At 69.3% G+C, this 21,478-nt stretch carries 24 protein-coding genes and 1 pseudogene; 15 read left to right on the top strand and 10 right to left on the bottom strand.

Translation table 11 applies throughout. From position 1 onward, the window contains the following. Nucleotides 1-63: 63 nt before the first annotated feature. On the bottom strand, nt 64-909 hold the full coding sequence (locus IZR01_RS04235) for an SDR family NAD(P)-dependent oxidoreductase (RefSeq protein WP_194922953.1): 846 nt from the start codon (nt 907-909) through the stop codon (nt 64-66). A gap of 53 nt (nt 910-962) precedes the next feature. Between IZR01_RS04235 and IZR01_RS04230 the strand changes: the two genes are divergently transcribed. Together IZR01_RS04230 and IZR01_RS04225 are read left to right on the top strand one after the other, a co-directional pair. Continuing rightward, nucleotides 963-1,844 (top strand): helix-turn-helix transcriptional regulator, encoded by an 882-nt coding sequence (locus tag IZR01_RS04230; RefSeq protein WP_194922952.1) that lies wholly within the window; start codon nt 963-965, stop codon nt 1,842-1,844. A 125-nt stretch (nt 1,845-1,969) separates the two neighbouring features. Further along, nucleotides 1,970-2,362: an SCO5389 family protein gene (locus tag IZR01_RS04225; protein WP_194892479.1), complete on the top strand. Its 393-nt coding sequence runs from the start codon at nt 1,970-1,972 to the stop codon at nt 2,360-2,362. Nucleotides 2,363-2,510: 148 nt separating this feature from the next. Here IZR01_RS04225 and IZR01_RS04220 read toward each other — a convergent pair whose 3' ends face one another. From IZR01_RS04220 to IZR01_RS04190, 7 genes and pseudogenes are all read right to left on the bottom strand, one after another. Continuing rightward, nucleotides 2,511-4,226, bottom strand: coding sequence for an NAD-binding protein (locus IZR01_RS04220; protein WP_194892478.1), 1,716 nt, complete (start codon nt 4,224-4,226; stop codon nt 2,511-2,513). A 29-nt stretch (nt 4,227-4,255) separates the two neighbouring features. Further along, nucleotides 4,256-5,989, bottom strand: coding sequence for an acyl-CoA dehydrogenase family protein (locus IZR01_RS04215; protein ID WP_194922951.1), 1,734 nt, complete (start codon nt 5,987-5,989; stop codon nt 4,256-4,258). A 108-nt stretch (nt 5,990-6,097) separates the two neighbouring features. Next, nucleotides 6,098-7,381: a DUF4190 domain-containing protein gene (locus IZR01_RS04210; protein WP_194922950.1), complete on the bottom strand. Its 1,284-nt coding sequence runs from the start codon at nt 7,379-7,381 to the stop codon at nt 6,098-6,100. Between the two features lie 123 nt (nt 7,382-7,504). Further along, complete coding sequence (locus IZR01_RS04205) at nt 7,505-8,305, bottom strand: ABC transporter permease (RefSeq protein WP_194922949.1); 801 nt, start codon at nt 8,303-8,305, stop codon at nt 7,505-7,507. Further along, the gene (locus tag IZR01_RS04200; protein WP_194922948.1) at nt 8,286-9,236 is read right to left on the bottom strand and encodes a 2-aminoethylphosphonate ABC transporter permease subunit; all 951 of its coding nucleotides are present in this window, start codon (nt 9,234-9,236) and stop codon (nt 8,286-8,288) included. Before IZR01_RS04200 ends, IZR01_RS04205 begins: the two co-directional genes overlap by 20 nt. A gap of 215 nt (nt 9,237-9,451) precedes the next feature. Next, nucleotides 9,452-10,624: pseudogene (locus IZR01_RS04195) on the bottom strand (ABC transporter ATP-binding protein); the annotation flags it as partial. A gap of 103 nt (nt 10,625-10,727) precedes the next feature. Further along, nucleotides 10,728-11,660 carry a 2-aminoethylphosphonate ABC transporter substrate-binding protein gene (locus IZR01_RS04190; protein WP_323746905.1) on the bottom strand — a complete coding sequence of 311 codons (933 nt, stop codon included), beginning with the start codon at nt 11,658-11,660 and terminating at the stop codon, nt 10,728-10,730. Nucleotides 11,661-11,798: 138 nt separating this feature from the next. Here IZR01_RS04190 and IZR01_RS04185 point away from each other — a divergent pair, with 138 nt between their 5' ends. The 13 genes from IZR01_RS04185 to IZR01_RS04125 all read left to right on the top strand — a co-directional run bounded on the left by IZR01_RS04185 (nt 11,799) and on the right by IZR01_RS04125 (nt 20,307). Beyond that, a complete protein-coding gene (locus IZR01_RS04185) occupies nt 11,799-13,196 on the top strand; it encodes a site-specific integrase (RefSeq protein ID WP_194922946.1) in 1,398 nt (465 codons plus the stop codon). Nucleotides 13,197-13,204: 8 nt separating this feature from the next. Then, a complete protein-coding gene (locus IZR01_RS04180; RefSeq protein WP_194922945.1) occupies nt 13,205-13,375 on the top strand; it encodes a hypothetical protein in 171 nt (56 codons plus the stop codon). Nucleotides 13,376-13,454: 79 nt separating this feature from the next. Continuing rightward, nucleotides 13,455-13,760 (top strand): hypothetical protein, encoded by a 306-nt coding sequence (locus tag IZR01_RS04175; RefSeq protein WP_194922944.1) that lies wholly within the window; start codon nt 13,455-13,457, stop codon nt 13,758-13,760. Then, nucleotides 13,757-13,924 carry a hypothetical protein gene (locus IZR01_RS04170; RefSeq protein WP_194922943.1) on the top strand — a complete coding sequence of 56 codons (168 nt, stop codon included), beginning with the start codon at nt 13,757-13,759 and terminating at the stop codon, nt 13,922-13,924. Before IZR01_RS04175 ends, IZR01_RS04170 begins: the two co-directional genes overlap by 4 nt. A gap of 84 nt (nt 13,925-14,008) precedes the next feature. After that, complete coding sequence (locus IZR01_RS54055) at nt 14,009-14,368, top strand: HNH endonuclease (RefSeq protein ID WP_194922942.1); 360 nt, start codon at nt 14,009-14,011, stop codon at nt 14,366-14,368. Further along, nucleotides 14,358-14,528, top strand: a complete 171-nt coding sequence (locus tag IZR01_RS04160) for a hypothetical protein (RefSeq protein ID WP_194922941.1) — start codon at nt 14,358-14,360, stop codon at nt 14,526-14,528. The genes IZR01_RS54055 and IZR01_RS04160 overlap by 11 nt, the downstream gene beginning before the upstream one ends. Then, nucleotides 14,528-14,974, top strand: coding sequence for a hypothetical protein (locus IZR01_RS04155; protein WP_194922940.1), 447 nt, complete (start codon nt 14,528-14,530; stop codon nt 14,972-14,974). Before IZR01_RS04160 ends, IZR01_RS04155 begins: the two co-directional genes overlap by 1 nt. Before the next feature lie 225 nt (nt 14,975-15,199). Beyond that, nucleotides 15,200-15,352 carry a hypothetical protein gene (locus IZR01_RS04150; protein ID WP_194922939.1) on the top strand — a complete coding sequence of 51 codons (153 nt, stop codon included), beginning with the start codon at nt 15,200-15,202 and terminating at the stop codon, nt 15,350-15,352. Between the two features lie 176 nt (nt 15,353-15,528). Next, nucleotides 15,529-17,157, top strand: coding sequence for a hypothetical protein (locus IZR01_RS04145; RefSeq protein ID WP_194922938.1), 1,629 nt, complete (start codon nt 15,529-15,531; stop codon nt 17,155-17,157). 1 nt (nt 17,158) lies between these two features. Next, entirely contained in the window at nt 17,159-18,361 is a 1,203-nt protein-coding gene (locus IZR01_RS04140) for a hypothetical protein (protein WP_194922937.1), read from the top strand. Continuing rightward, nucleotides 18,358-19,488 carry a DUF5047 domain-containing protein gene (locus IZR01_RS04135; protein ID WP_194922936.1) on the top strand — a complete coding sequence of 377 codons (1,131 nt, stop codon included), beginning with the start codon at nt 18,358-18,360 and terminating at the stop codon, nt 19,486-19,488. The genes IZR01_RS04140 and IZR01_RS04135 overlap by 4 nt, the downstream gene beginning before the upstream one ends. A 1-nt stretch (nt 19,489) precedes the next feature. Further along, nucleotides 19,490-19,729: a hypothetical protein gene (locus IZR01_RS04130; protein WP_194922935.1), complete on the top strand. Its 240-nt coding sequence runs from the start codon at nt 19,490-19,492 to the stop codon at nt 19,727-19,729. After that, nucleotides 19,726-20,307, top strand: a complete 582-nt coding sequence (locus IZR01_RS04125) for a hypothetical protein (protein ID WP_194922934.1) — start codon at nt 19,726-19,728, stop codon at nt 20,305-20,307. Before IZR01_RS04130 ends, IZR01_RS04125 begins: the two co-directional genes overlap by 4 nt. A gap of 51 nt (nt 20,308-20,358) precedes the next feature. Here IZR01_RS04125 and IZR01_RS04120 read toward each other — a convergent pair whose 3' ends face one another. Further along, on the bottom strand, nt 20,359-20,571 hold the full coding sequence (locus IZR01_RS04120) for a DUF397 domain-containing protein (RefSeq protein WP_194922933.1): 213 nt from the start codon (nt 20,569-20,571) through the stop codon (nt 20,359-20,361). After that, nucleotides 20,568-21,389 carry a helix-turn-helix domain-containing protein gene (locus tag IZR01_RS04115; protein ID WP_194922932.1) on the bottom strand — a complete coding sequence of 274 codons (822 nt, stop codon included), beginning with the start codon at nt 21,387-21,389 and terminating at the stop codon, nt 20,568-20,570. Before IZR01_RS04115 ends, IZR01_RS04120 begins: the two co-directional genes overlap by 4 nt. Nucleotides 21,390-21,478 lie beyond the last annotated feature (89 nt).

The raw sequence follows: 21,478 nt of genomic DNA, 5'->3' as shown, positions 1-21,478 counted from the left end.
TGTGAACCTATTGAGTTGCTTCCATCCTTGTGTCAGTCCATAAGTCTATATAAGAGCCCTCGTTTACGCTCCCATCGCCCGTCCCAAATGCTCGGTCGCGTCCAGGTCCGCCCCGACCGACGCCAGCTTCGCCCGGACCGCGTCCACCGCGTCGCTGCCCAGGGCCAGCCGCAGCGGCGGCTCCTTCCACGTCAGCACCTCCAGCACCGCCTCGGCCGCCTTGGCCGGGTCGCCTTCCTGCGTGCCGTGCGCGGCCGACAGGTCGTCGCGGATCGCGCCGGAAGTGGTGTCGTAGTCGGCGATCCGGGACGCGACTGTGCGCAGGGCGGTGGGGGCGGCGAAGCCGGTGCGGAAGGCGCCCGGCTCGACGATCAGGACTTTGATGCCGAGCGGGGCCACCTCGCCGGCCAGGGCTTCGCTGGCCAGTTCCAGGGCGCCCTTGGCCGCGCTGTAGGCGCCGACGCCGGGGAAGGACAGGAAGCCGCCCATGCTGGTGAGCTGGACGACGGTGCCGGACCGGCGGGCGCGCATCTGCGGCAGGACCAGGCGGGTCAGCTCCAGGGGGCCGAAGAACATCACTTCCATGGCGTCGCGCAGTTCGGCTTCGGCGGTCTCCTCGATCGCCCCGGTGATGCCGAAGCCGGCGTTGTTCACCAGGACGTCGATGCGGCCGGCGGCCTCGACCGCGCGGCGGCGGGCGGCGGCGTCGCTGACGTCGAGTTCGAGCACTGTCACCCGGCCGTCGGCGGACGCCGCCAGCCCGGCCAGGGTCTCCGGGCGCCGGACGGCGGCGACCACCTCGTCGCCGGCGGCCAGCGCGGCGTGGACGAAGGCGAGGCCGAAGCCGCTGTTGGCGCCGGTGATGAACCAGCGGCGGGTGGTGGGTGTCGCGTCTGTCATGCCTTCCATCTTGGGGCAGACCCCGCTGGCCGCGGTATGGCCCGAAGGTGGAATATCGGGGGGTGACCATCGCGCTGCCCGGCCCCGCGCCGCGTCCCCGACCGCTGCCCGCCGACGAGCCGCTGAGCCCGGAGGACTACCGCCGGGCGGTCGGCGTGGTGGAGGCCGTGGACCGGGCCGCGGACCTCGCCGAGTTTCGGGAACGGCTGGTCACGGCGCTGCAAACCTGGTTCGGCTACCGCGGGGTCACGGTGCTGCACGGCGACACCGCTGCCGATGCTGTCGTGAACGGCTGCGGGGTGTTGGCCGGCTACTCCGCGGAGTTCCTGGCCAGCTATGACGCCGAAGGCTGGGTCGGCGAGGATCCGTTCCGGGCCGAGGACTTCCTGCGGCGGCTGCCCGAGGCGGGAGTGCTGCGGCTGACCGACGTCGCCGCGGGCTCGCGCTTCCTCGACCAGTTCCTGCACCCGCGCGGCATCGCCGACAAGGCCGCGATGCTCGTCGACGCCGGGCCGTCCGGGGTGCTGTGGGTCGGGCTGGCGATGCCCGGCGACCAAGGGGCGAGCGATCAGGGGGCCGGCGGCCAGGGCGCGGGCGGCCAGGGTGCGGGCGGCCAGGGTGCGGACGTCGGCGCGCGCCGGGTCCCCGATCGCGACCTGGCCGTGCTCCGGGTGCTGCGCCGGCACCTGACGCCGCTGGCCGTCGAGCAGCTGGCCCGGCACCGGGCGCGCGAGGCCTCGCGCGGCGACTGGGATCTGACCCCGCGCGAATGGGACGTCGCGGACCTCGCCGCGCAGGGGCTCACGAATCGGCAGATCGCGGCCCGGCTGTTCATCGGCGTGGACACGGTGAAGAAGCACCTGACACGCGTCCTGGCGGCCACCTCCTGCGGCAGCCGCACGCAGCTCGCGGTGCTGTTCAACTCCCGCGACACGCCGGTGTGACGGCGCCGGGGGCCGAATCGCGGCGGGCCGGGGCTACGCTCCTGATGAAAACGACATTCATTACCGAAAACCGAATGCCGAATGTCGTCGAGTGTTCGCCCCCAGAGGAGAGGAAGACCCGAAGCATGTCCCTGGAAGTCGCACCCCACCTGCTGAAGCAGGCCGAAGTCGGCGAGGTGAACGAGGCGGACTTCGCCGGCACCGTCGCGGCCTCGCTGCCCTACGCCCACACGATGGTCGAGAAGCTGGCCGCCGAACTGCACGCCGACCCCGCGAAACAGTTCACTGACAACCAGATCGCCCCCACTGACGCCGAGCGCGGCCAGCTGCTGCGCGCGCTGGCGTCGGACTCCATTCGCGGCAGCCTGGAGCGCCGGTTCGGCGTGAAGCTCGCGTTCCAGAACTGTCACCGGGTCGCGGTGTTCCGGCCGGAGGCCGCGGACTCGGAGGCCTATCGCCGGTTCACGTCGGAGCGTGCGCAGATCCTGAATCAGTCGCCGGAGTTTCGGGACTGCTGACGACTTCGGGACTGCTGACGATTCCGAGTCTGCTGACGATCCACGATCCACGATCCAGTGCGGCGCTCCGGGAGTTGGGTCGGGCCCCCGGAGCGCTGGCGCGTTCGAGGCTTTCAGCATCGCGAGGTAAGCCGCGGACTGTGCTCCCTCAATCCGCCGCCCGCTTCTTCGGCAGCTTGCCGAACCCGGTCCGGGTGGCAGCCAGGATCAGCCGATCGCCCGGCACCAGAACGCGCCCCCGATCCGCCCCCGACCAGTCGTAATCGTCGCTGCCGGTGCGCCGGATGGCCAGCACCCGGGTCAGCGCCGGCTGGTCCACGCTGCGCAGCTCCCGGCCGGCCAGCTCCGAACCCTCCTCGACCGCGACCTCCGCTATCAGCAGGACCTTGCGATACACCGACAGCGTCCCCAGCACCTCCCGCCCCATCATCGCGGCAGCGAACGCCGGGGCCGCGAGGTAGGACACCGAGCGGGAGGCGGTGTTGTCGAACTTCGTGTAGATGTGCTTGGCGAAGTCGTCGTCGAAGAGCCGCACCACCACCCGCACCTCCGGGTTGATGGCCCGCGCCTCCAGCGCCGCCTCCAGGTTCACGACGTCGTCGCCGGTCACCGCCACGACCGCGCGGGCCCGGCCGATCTGCGCGCGGCGCAGGGCGTCGTCGATCGGCCGGTCGCCGGCCACCACCGGGACGTCCAGCACCCGCGCCGCGGCGATCCCACGGGCCTCGGCGTCCCGCTCGATGCCCACGACCGGGACGCCGAGCTCCCGGAACAGGGCCGTCACCCGGGTCCCGGCGTTGCCCAGGCCCACCACGACGACGTGGCCGCGCAGCCCGGTGCTGGGCTGGCGGGTACGGACACTGCGACGCGTCGCGGTGCTCTCCACGAACACCGCCGTCACCACCGGCATCAGCACGATGCCGCACAGCGTGATGGCCACCTGGAACAGCCGTTGCAAGTCGCCGCCGACCGCGCTGGGCTGGCCGTAGACGTCCGGGACAGCGGAGCCGGCGACGTCGAGCAAGGTCTCGTACAGTGCCCAGACGAACGGCCGGGCCAGCACCCAGATGCCGATGAGGGACACCATGAGCGTGACGACCGAGGCGATCAGGATCGTGCGCAGTTTGGCGCTGGTGAAGAAGCGCAGGGTGTCGGAGGCCCGCCACATCAGGCGCGAGGTCGGCGAGACCTGGTAACTGCCCCTCGGTGTGCCGGTGTCGGCCACGTCGAGGAACTGGAGCGCGGCGTGCCGTGGCGAGCGCTCCTGGAGCAGCATCCACTCCGCGGTCCGGCTCCCGGCCGCCGCCTCCGGCAGGACCTCGATGTCCTCCTGGCTGTCCCGGTCGATGCCGTCGGCGATCAGCCGCGGGGTCCGGTCCATGTCGATCGCCGAACCGATGGCGACCCGCAGGGCCCGGCCGCCGGCGCTGACCGAGTGCGGACGTTGCAGCGCGGCGTTGACGAAGGCCGGCGCGGCGGTCGCCGACGCCGACAGGACCGTGCAGTTGTCGACCAGCTGCCTGATGTGCACGCCGAGCCGCTGGTTGAACATCCGGATCACGACCCTGATATCCGGGCGCATCGACGCGGCGAGCATCGCGGCGTGGATGTTGGCGCGGTCGTCCCCGTCGACGAAGGCGATCGCCGCCGCCTCCTGGATCCCGGCCTGGCGCAGGGCTTCCTTGGAGACGTAGGTGTCCGCGACGGTCCGGTCCGGGCCCAGCCGCTCGGCGATGCGGATGGTGTGGGACGTCTCCTCGGCCGGGACGATCGCGGTGGTGCGGACGCCGTAGTGCTTGGTCAACTCATAGCTGAGGCGGTAGGCCAGAGAGTTCCCGCCGACGACGATGAAAAGGTCCCCCATGCGGGGATGGTAGAGCCCTGCGGTGAATTCTAGGGGTGCATCTCGTAAGCGCCCGACAAACCCGCCACCCGCTCCCAGATCCGGCCGAACCGCGCGGGGTCCACCACCGGCTTGCGCACCGCGCCCAGCGCCCAGGCCTGCTGCGCCTGGGTCGAGGACGGCTTGCCGTGCAGCGCGACGGCGTACTCGGAGAAGTCCCGGACCAGGAAGTCGAAGATCTGGTCCACCGCGTCGGCGTCCAGCCCGGTCAGCCGGGCCTGCTCCAGGATCAGCTGACCGTAGACGACGAGCGTGAACAGGTGCCCGAGGTTCAGCAGGAAGTCCAGGTCCTTCTGCTGCGCCTCATCCGGCGGGCAGGTGGCCAGGAACTGCGTCAGGGCCTCGGCCTGCTCGGTGAAGCGGGCGACGTTCGGCACGCCGGCCGCCTCGCGGTAGGCCGCGCGCCAGTCGTGGAAGCGCACCTTGCCCAGGCCGCGCGCCGGGCCCTGGTGGAACAGGAACGTGTCGTCGGCGGCGTCGTCGCGGGTCGGGACCTCGGCATACTCCTGCGGGGTGAACAGATAGTTCGGCATGAACTTCAGCACCAGCGCGAGGTTCACGTGCACCGTGCCCTCCAGCTTCGGCAGGGCCCTGATGTAGTGGGTGGCGCCGTTGAAGTACGTGTCCTTCTCGAAGCCGCGGGCGGCGATCACGTCCCACAGCAGATCGACGACGCGCTCGCCCTCCGAGGTCACCTTCATCTTGGTGATCGGGTTGAACAACAGGTACCGGCGGTCCTCGGCGCTCGCGGTGCGGAAGTAGTCGACGGCGCGGGCGCTGAACAGCTTCATCGCGACCAGCCGGGCGTAGGCGTCGGCGAAGGCGGCGCGGACGTGGCCGAAGTCGGTGACCGGGTGGCCGTAGAGGATCCGGTTGTGGGCGTGGGTGATGGCCTCGTAGAAGGAGTGCTCTGCGATCCCCACCGAGGCCGTGCACAGGTTGAACTTGCCGACGTTGACCGTGTTCAGCGCGGCGCTGAAGGCGTCCGGGCCGGTGTGCAGGAGGTCGGCGTCGGTGACCGGGTAGGCGTGCAGTTTGAACTCGCTGACGAACATCTGCGAGTCGACGACGTTCTGGACCAGCTCGAACTTCTCGTGCCGGCTGTCCACGGCGAAGAAGACGTAGCCGTCGGGGCCCTCGACGTCGGCGCGGCGGCCGAAGACCGACACCAGGCCGGCCACGTTGCCGTTGCCGATGTAGTACTTGCCGCCGGTCGCGGTGTAGCCGCCGGCGCCGTCCGGAGTGAGGATCATGTCGGTGCTGTAGACGTCGGCGCCGTGTTCCTTCTCGGACAGGCCGAAGGCGAAGACGTGGCCCTCGTCGAGCAGCCGGGCCGCGCGCTCGCGGGCCGCCGCGTTCTCACTCATCCACACCGGACCCAGGCCCAGGACCGTGACCTGCCAGGTGTACCAGTAGGGCAGGCCGTAGAAGCCCAGGATCTCGCTCAGCGCGGCGTTGCGGGAGGTGTCCCAGCGCTGGGCCGGGACGGCCGGGCCGAAGGCGTCGGCGGCCGGGGTCTGGAACGTCGCGAACAGCTTCTCCTTCGCGACGAACTCCAGGAAGTCGGCGTACCAGACCCGGTCCAGGTCCTCGGCGAGCAGGCGGCGCTTGCCGCGCGCCTCGAACCAGTCGATGACGGCGGTGAGCAGCCGCTGCGTCTCCTCGTCGAAGTGCGAGAAGTCGGCGGTGCGCGGGTTGAACAACGCGGCCGGGTCGTGAGTCATGGCGCGATGCTACCAGCGGGTAACTTTGGGCGGCGGGAGATGTGATCCGACACACCGCAGACCGACATACCGCATACCGATATACCGCCCACCGGCGCGCCGGGAGAGTCAGGCGGACTGTTGGGCCGGGGCGGTCGAGCCGGTCGAGCCGTCGGCACCGGAGGTGGCCGATGCCAGGCCGAGCGCAGAGCGGGCGGCCACCATATCGGTCAGGTCCAGGCTGTCCTCCGCTCGGCGCAGGTCGTCCTGGAAGGTGGCGGTGCCGGGGGCGCTCGCCGTCTGCGCCCAGATATCGGCGGCGGAGGTATGCGCGGCGACGAGGGTGTCGATGGCCGGCTGCACGTCCGCCGGCCACTGTTCGGTGGTCAGTGCCGTGATCTCGCCCCGTAGGGCGGTCGTGATGTCGCTCGCCGCCTGTTCCTGGTCGGCCAGCGACGCCGACTGCGGCAGCAGGGTGAGCCGGCCGACGGTGGTGATCACCGGGCGGGTGGCGTCCAGGAGGCTCAGCTGGTCGGCGGTGTAACTCGACCGGTCCCGGTGTACAGACCGGGTCAGCGTGGCGTCCGGGAACTGGAGGAAACACACCACCCGGTGCACGCCCGCTCCCCACGCCTGCTCGTCCGGGTAGACGAACTCGATGCGGCCGTTCACCGCCCCGGTGTCTGGAAGGTACCGGTTGAGGACGTCGATGCAGTGGGACGCGCCCTCGGCCCGTAGGGCGTCCGCTCCGGGGTAGGAGTCCTCGTCGAGGGTGGACGAGCCGACTGCCTCGCTGTCGTGCGGCGTGGAACAAGGGGCGACCGTGAAGGTCAGGGCGGCGCTCTTCGTCGAGCCCATCAGGCCCGGCGGGAGGGTGAAGCAGTCGCCCGGGCTCAGGTCGAAGATCGGCACCGCGCCCTTGCCGACGACGTTGCCGCCGGCGTCCCGGTGCGGCGGGCTGACGTCGTCCGGCGCGGTGACCAGGCCGATGGTGACGAGGGTGGCGATGGCCGCGATCCACACGCTCGACAGGACGATTCCGCTGACCGCCAGGCCCTTGCCCTTCTGGCCGGTCCTTTTGATCGTCGACAGCGAGAAGAGCCCGAAGAAGAGCCCCACGATCGGGGTGACGACGGCGAATCCACAGATGCCCAGGACGAAGGAGGCGATCGCGAACCCGTTGGTGCCGGTCGGCTGCGGCGGGTAGCCGTAGCCGTACGGCGGATAGGGCTGGTAGCCGTAGGGGTTCGCCCCCGGATATGCCGGCAGCGGGGGAACGGGCTGGACCGGCGGGGCCGAAGCGACCGGTGCGACTGGTGTGATCGATGTAACCGGTGTGACCGGTGTGCTTTCAGTGCCGGACTCCGCCGAGCGTGACGATTCGTTCGGCGCGAGGCCGATCTCGGTTTCCATCCCCGGTCCCTCTCCCTGGCCGACCGCCCGCGGGTCGGCTCAGGGAGCATACCTCCAGTTCAGCGGCGTGATCGCCAGCCTGGATGATCTTCCGGGGTGCCTGCCTCAGAGGCGGTTCTGCCCTTAGCGGTAGTTCGCGCGGGTCCGGATCCGCGACACCACCAACAGCACCGCCAGCGTGATCGTCATCATCACCGCGGTCACCGCCGCCGCCACAAACTGGTGGCCGCGGTCGTCGAGCGCGTAGATGCGCAGCGGGAGCGTCGTCCAGTTCGCCGAGTAGACCATCGCGGTCGCGCCGAGCTCGCCCATCGACAGCGCGAAGCACAGGGCGAGCGAGCCGGTCAGCGCCGGGAGCAACAGTGGCAGCTTCACGCGCAGCAGCGTGTAGTACGGCCGCGCGCCGAGGGACGCGGCAGCCTGCTCATATGCCGGATCCAGGCGGGTGACGGCCGCCGAGACCTGCTGGAAGGCGTAGGCGGTGACCAGGATCGAGTGCGCCATCACCACGATCGTGTTGGTGCCGTTGAGCAGGACCGGTCCCTGCGAGAAGGCGACCAGCAGGGCCAGGCCGACGACCACCGACGGGACCGCGATCGGCAGCATGAACACGGTCTGGATCAGGGTCTTGCCGACGCGGTTGCGGACCGCGTCCAGGGCCAGCGCGGCCCACGTGCCCAGCACCAATGCGATCAGGCTGGACAGCAGTGCGGTGATCAGCGAGGTCTCCAGGCCGTCCAGCGGGTCGGTGTGGAAGGCGGCGGTGACGTTGGAGAAGGTGTAGGAGGACGGGAACGCGCCGTTCCACTGCTTGGTGAACGCCGCCAGCACCAGCACGCCGAACGGCAGCGCGAACAGCAACAGGAAGAAGAACGCGAAGACCGCCCACGCGATCCGCTGCGCCCTACGCGTGTACAGCAGCACGACGGCCTCCAGACATCCGGGCGAGCAGCACGCGGTAGCCGGCGAACAGGGCCAGCGACAGCACGATGTTGATGACGGCCAGGGCGCAGGCCCCGGCGTAGTTGGTCTGCTCCTTGGCGAAGTTCTCGATCAGCACCGGGAGCGTCTGGTACTTGGCGCCGGTGAAGGAGACGATGCCGTACTCGTTCATCGTCAGCATCAGCACCAGCGACCCGCCGGCGAACACCGCGGGCAGCGCCTCGGGCAGGATCACCTGCCAGATCACCCGCCCGGCCCGGGCCCCGAGCGAGGCGGCGACCTCCAACTGCCCGGTGTCGATCTGCGAGAACGCGGTCAGCAGCGGCCGCATCACGAACGGCGTGAAGTAGATCAGCTCGGCCAGCCAGATCCCCCACGGCGAGTACTCGATGAAGTTGATCGGCGTGTCATGCCGCCCCCCGGTGAGCGCCGACGCGATGTGGTTCACCATCCCGACCCGCCCGTACAGGAACATGATCGACACGGTGACCAGGAACGACGGGAACGACAGGAACACGTCGATGAACCGCGACACCGCCCGCGCGCCGGGGAACGGCACGAACGCGATGATCAGCGCGAGCACGAAGCCCAGCACCAAGCAGCCGACGGTCGAGTAGACCGCCATCTGGATGGTGTTCTTGATGACGGTGCGCGTGCCGGGGTCCTTCAGGGTGTCCATGAAGGACGTGGTCACCTTGAAGGGATTGGTCGGATCCGGCGGGCTGCCCTCGATCGCCTGCTTGACGACGAGGTAAAGAGGATAGAGAAAAGCCGCGCCGAGCAAGAGGATCGGGGGAGTGGACCACAGCCAGGCCAGGGAACGGCGGGCCTTGTTGGCGGGCGCGGCGGGCCGGCTGCTGGGCATGGCCGGCGCAGGCGGCGTGGGCGGCGGGAGTTCGGTGACGGTGGTCATCGGGCGGCGTCCTCGGCCGGAGCGGGCTCGGCGGGAGCGGTTTCGGCCAGCGCGGGCTCGGCGGCCGAGACTGGATCAGGGCTCGGCGATCCGGTGGCAGTTGCCGGTATCGGCACCGCGTCCTTGGCCGGAGCGGGCTTGGTCGAAGCGGGCTTGGCCGGAGCAGGTTCGGTCGAAGCAGGGTTGGCCGGAGCGGGCTCGGCGGCCGAGACTGGATCAGGGCTCGGCGATCCTGTGCCACTCGCCGGTATCAGCACCGCGTCCTCGGCCGAGAAGTGCAACCACACCTCATCGCCGATCGCCGGCGGGTTCCGCAGTTCGTTGGTGTCCAGCCGCACCTCATGTCCGTGCACATCGGCGAAGATCCGGTGCGCCGAGCCGCGCCACTGCACCTCGGTCACCGTTCCGCTGAAGGCGTTGTCATGGTGCTCGGCGGCTGCCAGGCCCAGGAAGTGCGGGCGCAGGCAAAGCGTTCGGGTCTCTCCGGCGGCAGCATTTTCGGTGCAGGTCGCGGTCACCAACTCACCGGTGGTCGCGCCGCTCTCCGTCGCGATCCGCACCGTCGCCCGGAACGACCCATCGCCGTGCGCCACACACTCCGCCACAGTCACCGGCAGCAGATTCGAGTTCCCCACGAACCCCGCCGCGAACTCCGTCCCGGGGCGCTTGTACAAGTCCCGGGCCGTGCCGACCTCGACCAGCCGTGCCTCGTTCATCACCGCGATCCGGTCGGCCAGCGTCAGGGCCTCGATCTGGTCGTGGGTGACATACAGGATGCTGACATCGGGCAGCTCCCGGTGCAGCCGCGCCAGCTCCGCGAGCATGCCGCTGCGCAGCTGTGCGTCCAGGGCCGACAGCGGCTCGTCCAGCAGCAGCACCGACGGCTGGATCGCCAGGGCGCGGGCGATCGCGACCCGCTGCTGCTGCCCGCCGGACAGCTCGCGCGGGTAGCGCTTGGCGTACTGGGCCATGCCGGTCATCCGCAGCGCCTCGGCCACGCGCGCCGGTATCTCCGATTTGGCGACGATCTTCTGTGCCTTCAGTCCGAAGGCCACGTTCTGCTCCACCCGCATGTGCGGGAAGAGCGCGTACTGCTGCACCACCATCCCCAGCCCGCGCTTGTACGGCGGCAGGTCGGTGACGTCCCGGCCGCCGACGTGCACGCGTCCGGAGGCCGGGCGGACGAAGCCGGCGACCGCGCGCAGGGCCGTGGTCTTGCCCGAGCCGGACGGCCCGAGCAGGGCCACGACCTCGCCCGGGGCCACGTCCAGGGTGAAGGAGTCGAGCACGACGTTGCCGTTGTAGGCGACCGTCACGTCGTCGAAGCGGATGCCCCCGGATCCGCGTCCTGTTCGTCGGGCCGTCGGGTCGGCGTCGGTGGCGGCCATGCTCACTCCTGGTCACTCCTGTTGGTGATATGGGTACTGATATGTCGGCGCGTCGGCCGGCCGGTCGGTCGGCTCGGGGGTGCCGGTCAGCTCGGGGTGCCGGTCAGCTCGGGGTGCCGGTCGCGGTGTCCCAGGCCTTGACGTCGCTGTTGTAGTTCTGCGCGACCTCGTTCCAGTCCACCGGGAAGACGGTCACGCCCTGCATCAGCGCGGTCAGGGCCGCGTAGTTGCCGTCCGTGGGCTTGACGTCGGTGCGGGTCGGGAAGCCGTAGGCCACCTTCGAGGCGTCCAGCTGCGCGCCCTCGGAGAGCAGGAAGTCGATCAGCTTCTTGCCGTTGGCCTCGTTGGGCGCGCCCTTGACCAGCCCGGCCATGTAGGGCAGGGAGAAGGTGCTGGGCTTGCCGTCGTTGCCGGCCGGGAAGAAGATCTTGTTGTTCGGGTACTGCGTCGTGCTGTCGACGTAGTTCATCTGCACGTCGCCGTTGGCCACCCACAGGTCGCCGGTGTTGACCTTGCTCTCCAGCGCGCCGGTGGACTTGGACGGTCCGACGTTGCTGGACTGGAGCTTCTTGAAGTAGTCCCACGCCGCGTTCCGGTCGCCGCCGAACGCCTGGATCGCCGCGATCATCACGCCGGTGCCGTCGCCGGCCACGCCCGGGGTGGAGTACTGGAGCTTCTTGGCGAACTTCGGGTCCAGCAGGTCGTTCCAGGTCTTCGGCGGGCCGTCGGGCAGCGCCTTGGTGTTGTAGATGAAGGACAGGTAGTCGCCCATGACGGCTTCCCACTGACCGTTCTTGTCCACCAGCGAGGGGTCGACCTTGTCCACGCAGGTCGGGCTGTAGGCCTGCAACAGCCCGGAGGCCTCGGCCTTCTGGATGAACGGCGGCAGGGTGACCAACACGTCGGCCTTCGGGTTCGACTTCTCGGAGTCGACCTTGGTCTCGACGCCGCCGGAGCCGTCCTCGGAGTAGTTCACGTGGATGCCGGTCAGCGCCGTGAACTTCTTGAACTCCTGGTTGTACCAGTCATTAAGAATAATAGTTGGTCACTCGTTCGGGGGATGGCTAAGACCTGGCGCAAGGGCAAATGCTTCATCCTGCCTGCTGCACGCACACCTTCACCTTTCCCGACGACTCGACCACTGGACAGCCGATACGAACAGGACCACCCGCACATGCCCCCGACGCCACCCCGGCGCGGCCCGAAGCCGCAGCCCATCCCCCCGGAGATCGTCCCCTTCTACCTTCACAAGCTCACGCAGAACACCGATGACGGGACCATGCGAACTGTCGTGTCCCGACTGCGGACCATGGCGAAGTTCGCCGGTGGCTACGACGCTCTGCGCGCCATGGCCAAAGAGCGGCTGCTGGAGTACCGCAGCGAGAAGACCGGCCGACGACTGGCCGACAAGTCCCGTGGGGGCTATGAGTACACCCTGGGGGAGTGGCAGCGGTTTGAGAAGGGACTGACCCGCGTCCCACACCGCGACGTAGGGATAAGCGACGCCGCAGCGCTGGCGCATCCGCAGTTGGAAGAGTTCGGCCTGATGATCGGCGCCGGTCTGTCCACCGGCACCGTCCGGCCGTACACCGACGCGATCAGGATGCTGTTCGAGTGGACCTTTCAGCCGCGCCGCTTCCCGCAGGCGTACGACGACCCGCCCGGGTTCTTCCGTGGACCTGACGGCCGCCGTACGTTCCTCGCCTGGCAAGGGCAGTACGCCAAGGGTCTGTTGCCGGGGCAGCGCGGCAGGCAACTGGACGTGAACAGCGTCGCCGCCATGCAGTCCGGCGTGCGCAAGTGGTGCGAGATCTTCGACGTCCCGGACCTGACGGCCGGACCGGCGCGGGTGGAGCGCGTGCCCGCAGACAAGACGCACCCGATCTCCCGAGGGCAGCGGTTCGACATGTTCGCCGCCGCCGCCGACGACTGGGCCGACGACGCCACCGCCGAAGAGGGCCGCGCCTGGTACGCGTTCCTGTTCCTGACCACAGTGCAAGGGATGCGGGAGGGCAGCGCGTACGCCTTCCGCCCCGCAGACCTCGACCGAACCGGCCGCAAGAGCGCGCGTCTGACGCTGGCCGAGTCCAAGGGCTACGAGCGGCGCGCGCCGCAAGTCGTTCGGGGACTACCGGCGGTGTGCGACTTCTTCTCGGCCTACTACGAAGACCCGAACGAGCGCGCTCTTGCGGCGCTGGGTGGGAAGGACGGTGCGCAACTCGGCGCGCACTTCCGGCGCTGGGCGGAGCGCCACGGAGTCCGAGACATCAGCCCTCACATGCTGCGGGCATTCATGATCTCCGAGCACGTAGAGCTGTACGGCGACATCGACGCGACATGCGACCTGATCGGCCACCAGAACATCAACACCACGCGTGGATACGCCAGGCACAAAGACGACATCGGCGACCGCGAAGACTTCATCCCGTACAACGACGAGCGCAAGGAGATGCACACCTTCGGCGCCCTGTGGCTCCCTGAGAGCTTCGCAGCGCTGCGTACAGAGCGCGACGCATGGCGGGGCCTGCCCGTGGCCCCGATCGCCCGTCTACGCCCCCGCACCGCCGCCTAGGAGTGATCGTGAACCCCGAGCAACACCCCGACCTGACGGCCGAGATGCGCCGCGCCATTCGGCGGGCCGCCCGACACGGGATCGACCTCACCCCGGAGTCCTTCGACGTGATCGACGGAGAACTCTGCCTCGACGGCATGGAGCCGGGCGAGTGGATCGAGGCCGCGACGATGGACTGATACGCCGGTCGGATGAATTGAACAGTGGACCACGCACGCCGCGTCCGGAATTCCGGGCGCGGCGTGCTACATGTCGCTCATGAGTACAACAGCGACAGACTGGGGGCGGATCTGCGCGGAGACGCTTGCCGAGCAGGTGCGTGAGTTCACCCGCACGCGCCTGGTCGAGATCGGCGTAGAGCCCGAGCACCTGCGCGCCGACTACGCCGGAACCCGCCCGTTCGCGGTGCGCATGACCAGCCCGGCCATGCCTGACGCCTCGGTCCTGGTGACCCCGGTTGGCTACGACCGGTTCGCGCTGTCGTGCGGATCGACGCGCGCCGAATGCTCGTGCCGGGCCGCGACGTGGACCGGCAGGGAACTGATCGGGGGGCTGTACCGGTGACCGCCGTGACGATCGCGGCCATCGTGTCGCTGGTGCTGGTCACGCTCTGCCTGGCGCTGGTGGTGTGCGCGCTGTCCCTGATCGGGAAGTCGCCGGACAAGGACCCTGACGCGCCGCCCTCGGCCATCTGGCGACGGCCCCGGGACGATCGCCGTGCCTCGTAAGAACCGCGTCGCTCCCTTGGTCAAGCACGTGCGGCACAAGCGGCCGGTGTCGTTCGTGTGGAGCGACGGCAACCCGTGTGACCGGTGCTCGATGAGCCCTGGCGAAGTGATCGAGCCGTGGGGCATCCGGTGCGACTGCTGGGCGGACGGCGCGCCGGGGTGGCCGTGTACGTGCGGGCCGGACGATGCAGCCGCGTGAGCGCGCTGCGACGGGGCGGCTCAACGCGCGCCTGGCGCAAGCTGCGAGCGTCGATCCTGGACCGCGACGGGTGGCGCTGCCACTGGTGCGGGGCCGTGGCAACCACCGTCGATCACGTCGTACCGCGCGCCGCTGGCGGGGACGATTCACCCGGGAACTTGGTGGCGTCCTGCTCGCGCTGCAACTGCTCACGCGGCGCGCGCATGGGCCGGTCATCGGAGGGAGGCCCTAGCCGTGGCTGGTAGAACCCTGGATCTGTGCATGGACGACGAGGACGTGACACTCGTGCTCTGCGACCTGGACGAGCCGCACGACCGCGACGCCTGCGAGGGCTGCACGATCGAGCGCGAGCCGTGCCAGCACGCTGAGGTAACGCACCGCCGTGCCGGCCGGAACGCTGCGTGATGGCAGTGCTCTACGTCATCGCCGGTCCGCCGTGTGCGGGCAAGAGCACGTACATCGCCGGTCGGCGCGCGCCGGACGACGCCGTGTGCGACATGGACGCGCTGGCCGAAGCGCTCGGCGCGCGCCTGGCGCGCGCTCCCTCGGCGCTTCAGCGGCACTGCGCACGCGCGGCCCGCGATGCCGTGGCGGACGCCATGATGCGCGTCCTCGGCCCCGCTGACGGCCCGGACGCCTGGCTGATCCACTGCCACCCCTCGGCCGCGCAGTTGGCCACGTACGGCGCTGCTGGGGCGACGGTGATCGTGCTCGATCCCGGCATCGAGGAGTGCCTACGGCGGGCGCGCGCTGACCACCGCCCACGGTGGACGGCCGAGGCCATCGGCGAGTGGTACAGCGCGCCCGTGGTGGTCGAGCAGGACGAGCCGACAGCGAGCAGGCCATGGTGATCGAGTACCTGGTACCGGCCATGCTGGTGGACGCATTGCTACTCGTCGCAGTGGCCGTAGTCATCGTGATGTGGATCAACAGGCACTAGGTCAAGCCGACGCGCCGCGTGTGAATGAACGAATGAATAAGTATGCATAACCGGGCGGGGCGGGGTCACGGTGCGTGACCAACTCTCGAGTTTCTCTGGGTCCTGAGACCACGGGACACCCCGCGAGGATTTCGCGGTGGAGTCGATCGGCATCACGGCCGTGCTGCTGGCGCGCCGCTATGACCGGTCGATCCCGCTGGATGCCTGGATGACGCTCAAGCTCGAAGACATCGAGGTCGTGGAGCCGCCGAACCTGGACGATCCCGAGGACCCTACGGCAGCCGCTTGATGCTTCAGGCGGCCGTCGCCAAGTTCTACGGCTGTTCCCCGCTGCACGTCAGGGATCTGACGCTCGGCGAGCTGGACGCCGCGATGAAGCTCGCTGATGAGCTCACCGCGGACTGACCCTCTTTTTTTGCCCTGTATGTAAAGACCTTGGCTAGGTATTGATGTAGGAGGCGCGCGATGGGCAGACCGGCGAACCTGGTCATCCGGATCATCAGCGACGCCAAGAGCGCGGCCGAGGACCTGGACAAGGTACAAGGCAAGCTCGACGGCCTGAACCGCGCCGGGAACTTCGCCGCGATCACCGGGGCCGCGCTGTCCCTCGGCGCGGCCCTGGTGCCGGTGGCCGCTGCGGCGACCGCCACGGGCGCGGCCTTCGCAGGGCTCGGCATCGCGGTGGTCCCGCAGTTTAAGGCGATCACCGAGGCGTCCCAGACCCTTGCCCTGGCCCAGAAACAGCAGGCTGAGGGCTCGGCGTCGGCCGCCAAGACCATGGCTCTGTATCAGCAGCAAGTCGCCGGGATGCCTCAGGCGACCCGCGATACCGCCTCGGCGCTGGCTGACCTGACCACGGCCACGCACAAGTGGTCTGACTCCCTGGCGCCGGAGACGATGCCGATCTTCACGCAGGGGATCAACGGCCTGCAAGCGGCGCTGCCCGCGCTGACCCCGCTGGTGAACGCTGCGGCGCGCGCCGTCGCCCCGTTCGTGGCGCAGTTCGAGGCCGAGGCCAAGTCCGGCGCCATCCTGAAGGTCACCACCCGGCTAGCGGACATGGCCAGCAGGGTCCTGCCATCGCTGATCGGCGCGGCCGTGCAGTTCGGCAAGGGCTTCGGCAACGTCCTGCTGTCCCTCGGCAAGCCAGCCGCCGACTTCTCCGACCAGTTGGAGCGCTGGGGTACACAGTTCGCCGCGCTGACCGGACCGACCCGCGACAACGGCGACGGTATCTCGAAGTTCGCAGAGGCCTGCGACCATGCAGGCAAAACCCTCGTGCCCCTGATCGAGGCGGTCCTACGCCTGGTCTCGAACATGGGACCCCTGCTCGGCGCGACGACGCTACTTGTCCAGGGCTTCGCAGCGATCATCAACGCGGTGCCCACGCCCGTCCTACAGATCCTCGGCCCGGCGCTGATCGCCACGGCCATCGCCGTACGGACGATGACGATCGCCGTCGCAGCACTGGACCTCGCGATGGTCGTGCTCGAATCCCCGGTGCTGGCGATCATCGCAGCGGTCGCACTCGTCGCGGCCGGTGCGATCTACGCCTACACCCACTTCAAGACCTTCCACGACGTCGTGGACACCCTGACCAGCATCATCGTGACCTGTATCCGCATCGCCCTGACGCCGTACAAGGTGGCGTTCCAAGCGGTCGCCGACGTCGTGACCTACCTCTACGACAAGGCAATCAGGCCCCTGATCGACTGGCTGGGCCGCATCGCCGTCCCGGCTGCGATCGGGGCGATGCGCGACGCCTTCAACGGCGTCAAGGACGCAGTGCAGTTCGTCATCGACAAGATCAAGGAGATGGGCGACCTGCTCAGCCACCTGCCTGGTGCGGGGGTCATCAAGAGCATCGTCGGCAAGATTAACCCCTTCTCAATGCTCGCACTTCCGCCCGCCGCCGCCGGACAGCTCGCGCGGGACGCGTCAACGTACGCGGGCCGGGAAACCCTCATGGCCGCGACCAATATCAACTTCTCGATCATGATCGACGGCCAGCAGCTACAGGGGCGCATCACCCGCACGGTAGACGGCGCGCTGACGCGCGACGGCGCGCGCCTGGCGACCTCGGGATGGTACTGATATGGCACCCTGGCCCACGCCCCGCCTCGCGCTGTCCGTCGAGGTCAGCTCTGATCCGCGCGCCACGGCCACGTTCACCGTGACCAACGGCAAAGCAGCCACGGCCACGCTGGACCCCGGCGACGGGACCAGCATCCTGACGGTGCCGCTGACCAACGGGACCGGCACGATCCGGCACGAGTACAGCGACCCGGGCCACCACACCTACACCGCGACCGCCACGGCCGCTTGCCCGGTCAAGTACGCCACGTGGACGGCGCTCGCCGCCGACAATCCGACGTGGGCTGATCTTCCGGCCAAGATCGAGACGTGGGCCGATGCGGACCGTTCGAGCGAGACCGCGAGCACGGCCGTCACGGTGGACGTGGGACCGGCCACGATCTACGCCACCGGCTACGTGCCCCCGGCCGCCGACTGCCCGATGGTCGTGCTCGACGTGTGGATCGGGTCCCCGGACACGGTGGCGTCCTGGACCATCACCCGCAGCGCCCCGAACGCCGAGCCGACCCTCTCCACGGTCATCTACGCCACCGACGCTTTCCCGAACGGCAACAGCGTGGAAGACCACGAATGCCCGCTCGGCGTCCCGGTGACCTACGTCCTGGACGTGACGCGCAAGAACGGCACCGTGGATCACGTCGAGTCCAACGCGGTCATGCTGTCCGGCACGCGCGGCTGCTGGCTGACCTCGACCGTGACCGGGGTGTGTGTGCCGGTCACGGTCGTGTCCTGGGACACCCGCAAGCGCTCGGCCCGCGTCGCCTACCTGGCCGTGGCGGGCCGCCCGGACCCCGTGGCGCTCTCGGACGCTCATCTGTGGCCCTCGGGAACCTGGGTGCTGCGAACGGGCACCAGGGAGGCGCTGGACGCCCTGACGGCGGTGCTGCTCACGCGGCTGGTGCTGCTGCGCACTCAGCCCGCGTCCAGCCTGCGCACGGTCTATGCCTCGGTGGGCGACGTCTCGGAGACCCGGGCCTACCCCGGTGACGGCTCGAACTGGGTCATGGCCGTGCAGGCCGATGTGCAAGAGGTCGCCCCGATCCCGGCCACCGCGCGGCAGGGCTCGACAACGTGGCGCGACGTGGCCGCGCACTGGCCGACCTGGGCGGCGCTCGCTGCCGATATGCCGACGTGGCAGGACGTCAGCGAGTGGCGGCCGGTATCAGCACACAGTGAGGCCGGCGGGCGCGGAGAGTCACCATGAGGCAGACCTCTGCGGCCTGGCGCTACGCCCTGACCGCCTCCCACGGCGTCGCGCTGCGAGTGGACTCCTGGCGCGGCGGGAAGCTGCTGGCCTCCCGCGTGCCCGTGGTCGCGGGGTCCGTGACGTTCGACGACACGGCGACGCTGCGCCGTCAGCTCTCCCTCACCGTGCCGCTGGTGGACATGGACGGGACCCGCTGGGACCCGCGCGACGACCCGGCGCACCCCCTCGCCTTCTACGGCCAGCGGCTCAACATCTGGGCGGGCATCCTCAACCCCACCGGGACCACCGAGGTTCTGAATCAGGGCTGGTACCTCATCGATCAGTGGGAGCTGAACGACTCGGACCAGACGGTGAGCGTGACCGGCGTAGACCTCATGCAGCTGATCGCGGACAACCGGCAGGACTTCCCGGACTCCCCGCCGTCCGGCGCCACCTACGGCAGCGAGCTGATCCGCCAGGCGGACGGCATCCTGCCGGTCTGGATCCACCCGGACGTGGCGGACGCCCCGATCAACACCGCGACCGTGTGGGACCGGGACCGGACCAAGAACCTCGCCGACCTCGCGCGGGCCTGGGGCGTGCGCATCGTCGTAGACGATGACGGCCGCCTGGCCGCGCTCCCGCCCTACCCGGCCGTAGCCGACACCCCGCCGGTCGTGCGGCTGCAAGGCGGCTACTCCGGCACCCTGACCGACCGCAACCGCTCCGGGACCCGCGAGCGGCTGTTCAACGCCGTGACCGTGACGGGCAAGGCCCCTGAGGACGAGTCGGCCGCCGGGCCGTCCGGCACCGCAGAGATCACCGATCCGACCTCACCGATCCGCGTAGACGGGCCGTTCGGCCGCCGCGTCCGCTACTACGCCTCGGACCTGCTCACCACCGATCAGCAGTGCGCCGACACCGCAGCGGCCATGCTCCGCCGCTACAGCGGCCTGTCCCGCGCCGAGACCATCAAAGCCGTGCCGGACCCCTCCCTTGAACTGGGCGACGTCGCGCAGGTCGTGACCGGCGGCAACCCCTGGACCGGCCGAATCCAAGCCCTGACGCTGCCGCTGCTGGCCTCGGACTCCATGGAGGTGGCCATCTCGACCACCCCGCCGGACAACGACGACGGAGGTTCCTGAGATGCCCACGGTCGCCCAGATCCTCAACGAACGCAGAGACCTGTCCGGCGGCGCTCGCTACACCCTGGCGACCGTCACCGCGGCCTCGGCGGGCGTCGCAGAACTCGTAGGCCGGCCAGGGAGCGCCAAGCTCAGGGCTCGCATTCCCGCCGACCTGGCACCGGCCCCCGGTGACCTCGTGCTCGTCCTGGTCGCCCCGGCCGTGACGTGCATCCTCGTCCGATTGGAGAAGGCAACATGACGAAGCAGACCACGTACCTGGGCCTGCCCTACCCCGAGCCGGGCGACGCCCCGCGCGCACCCGACCAGACACAGGCGCTCGCCGAGCGCATCGACACGGTTCTAGGCGCGGGGTTCTGGACCTCGGGGGAGGCGCGTATCCCCGCGCGCAGCGAGGGGACCGCCGTACCGCTGGCGCTCGCGGACGGGGCCGGGCCGCCGCAGGGCTGGACCCTGAACGCGGACGGCACCCTGACGTGTAAGGTCCCTGGCCTGTACCTGGTGGGCGGCTTCGCCTACGTCTTCGAGACCGGCGGACTCGACTTCGTGTGGAGCTACAACATCCACCAGGAGCCAGAGGGCTGGGACCCGCTCGCACAGGTCCTCCTACCGCCCGACGACATCCCGAACATCAGCGGCCCGGTCCGCTGCGCACAAGGCGACGTGCTCTCGGTCCGGGTCGGCTCGACCAGCACGGGCGCGATGAAGGCATGGGCGACCCTGTGGGCGATGCCGTTCCCGGTCGTGGCCGCACCGCCCCAGCTCACCCCACCCAAGCACGCCTACAACCTGGGAGACGCCGGGGGCGCCGGAGGCTGAGACAAGTAAGCCCCCTACCTCATCGCGAGGTAGGGGGCTTACTTCTCGGGCCTACAGATCTTCCCCGGCCTTCAGGCCAGAGATGAACGCCGACCACTCTCCGGCGGTGAACTGCACAGCCGGGCCGTCCGGCTTCTTGCTGTTGCGGACCAGGCGTCCGCCATCGGGGAGCACGGCGGTCTCAACGCACTGACCGCCCTGCCCGTTGCTGTAGGAGGACTTGCGCCACACCAGCGACGCGGTTTCGTATTCGTGTTCGCTCATGAGAGACCTTCCATCGCCGAGGTGATCATTGCCACCGATGCGGCCTGCGGCAACGCTTCGGCACTAACGAGATCGTACGCCAGGCTATACGCCCGGACCTCATCGGCGAGCGCAATTAGGTGGCCAGTGCTCATCGACTCGATGTAGGCAACCATCTCGGTGTCCCGCGTCGTCATGATCGTGAGCGTGCTCCCCATCGCTGCGTGGACCCCGGCGTTGAATGGCAGCACCTGGATGATGACGTTGGGCCGGTTCCCAACCTCGATCAGTTTCGCGAACTGCGCGCGCATCGTCTCGGGCGTTCCTACGGGACGACGTAGTACCGCCTCGTCGAGGATGTGCCAGAGCACAGGCGGGGTGTCGGACATGAGTAAGGACTGCCGTTCGAGGCGAGCGGCCACCAGCGCGTCAACGGACTCGTCTGAATCGAGGGGACGGCCCGCGCGGATCAGCGCCCGCGCATACTCCTCGGTCTGATGCAGCCCGGGAACGAGCTGGTTCTCATACGTGCGGATCTCGATCGCGCGGGCCTCCAACTCCAGGAACGGCCGAGCCCATACAGGGTAAGGATCCTGTTTGATCAGCCCGTGCAGTCGAATAAGCAGGCCATTCGCGTCTAGTGCATCGTCCAGCGCTTTGGCGAAGTGGGGCGATGGGATCCGGGATGCCGTCTCGGTCTGGCTGATCTGCGCCCCCGTGCAGTATGCATGCTGACCTAGCTGCTCCTGCGTCCATCCGCGCTGCTCGCGCAGGCGACGGACCTCGAACCCGAACATGCCTTCGGGCGTCGAGGGGTCGAGTTCACGTGGCGCGACCATCTAACTTCCGTTCCGTTAAGTGCCGGGGGCTCTCTGAGGCTAGCTCGCGGGTCCATTCTGGGTGAAGCAGCCCTCGAACATCATCTACG

The organism is Catenulispora pinisilvae (genome assembly GCF_015356865.1).
Lineage (GTDB): Bacteria > Actinomycetota > Actinomycetes > Streptomycetales > Catenulisporaceae > Catenulispora > Catenulispora pinisilvae.
The sequence above is the reverse complement of the archived record's forward strand: the minus strand, read 5'-3'. Positions and strand labels throughout refer to the sequence as shown.

Coding starts and splice junctions, on each gene's coding strand:
- IZR01_RS04235 (WP_194922953.1), bottom strand. CDS start 909: ATGGAAGGCATGACAGACGCGACACCCACCACCCGCCGCTGGTTCATC.
- IZR01_RS04225 (WP_194892479.1), top strand. CDS start 1,970: ATGTCCCTGGAAGTCGCACCCCACCTGCTGAAGCAGGCCGAAGTCGGC.
- IZR01_RS04220 (WP_194892478.1), bottom strand. CDS start 4,226: ATGGGGGACCTTTTCATCGTCGTCGGCGGGAACTCTCTGGCCTACCGC.
- IZR01_RS04215 (WP_194922951.1), bottom strand. CDS start 5,989: ATGACTCACGACCCGGCCGCGTTGTTCAACCCGCGCACCGCCGACTTC.
- IZR01_RS04210 (WP_194922950.1), bottom strand. CDS start 7,381: ATGGAAACCGAGATCGGCCTCGCGCCGAACGAATCGTCACGCTCGGCG.
- IZR01_RS04200 (WP_194922948.1), bottom strand. CDS start 9,236: ATGACCACCGTCACCGAACTCCCGCCGCCCACGCCGCCTGCGCCGGCC.
- IZR01_RS04185 (WP_194922946.1), top strand. CDS start 11,799: ATGCCCCCGACGCCACCCCGGCGCGGCCCGAAGCCGCAGCCCATCCCC.
- IZR01_RS04175 (WP_194922944.1), top strand. CDS start 13,455: ATGAGTACAACAGCGACAGACTGGGGGCGGATCTGCGCGGAGACGCTT.
- IZR01_RS04155 (WP_194922940.1), top strand. CDS start 14,528: ATGGCAGTGCTCTACGTCATCGCCGGTCCGCCGTGTGCGGGCAAGAGC.
- IZR01_RS04145 (WP_194922938.1), top strand. CDS start 15,529: ATGGGCAGACCGGCGAACCTGGTCATCCGGATCATCAGCGACGCCAAG.
- IZR01_RS04140 (WP_194922937.1), top strand. CDS start 17,159: ATGGCACCCTGGCCCACGCCCCGCCTCGCGCTGTCCGTCGAGGTCAGC.
- IZR01_RS04135 (WP_194922936.1), top strand. CDS start 18,358: ATGAGGCAGACCTCTGCGGCCTGGCGCTACGCCCTGACCGCCTCCCAC.
- IZR01_RS04130 (WP_194922935.1), top strand. CDS start 19,490: ATGCCCACGGTCGCCCAGATCCTCAACGAACGCAGAGACCTGTCCGGC.
- IZR01_RS04125 (WP_194922934.1), top strand. CDS start 19,726: ATGACGAAGCAGACCACGTACCTGGGCCTGCCCTACCCCGAGCCGGGC.
- IZR01_RS04120 (WP_194922933.1), bottom strand. CDS start 20,571: ATGAGCGAACACGAATACGAAACCGCGTCGCTGGTGTGGCGCAAGTCC.
- IZR01_RS04115 (WP_194922932.1), bottom strand. CDS start 21,389: ATGGTCGCGCCACGTGAACTCGACCCCTCGACGCCCGAAGGCATGTTC.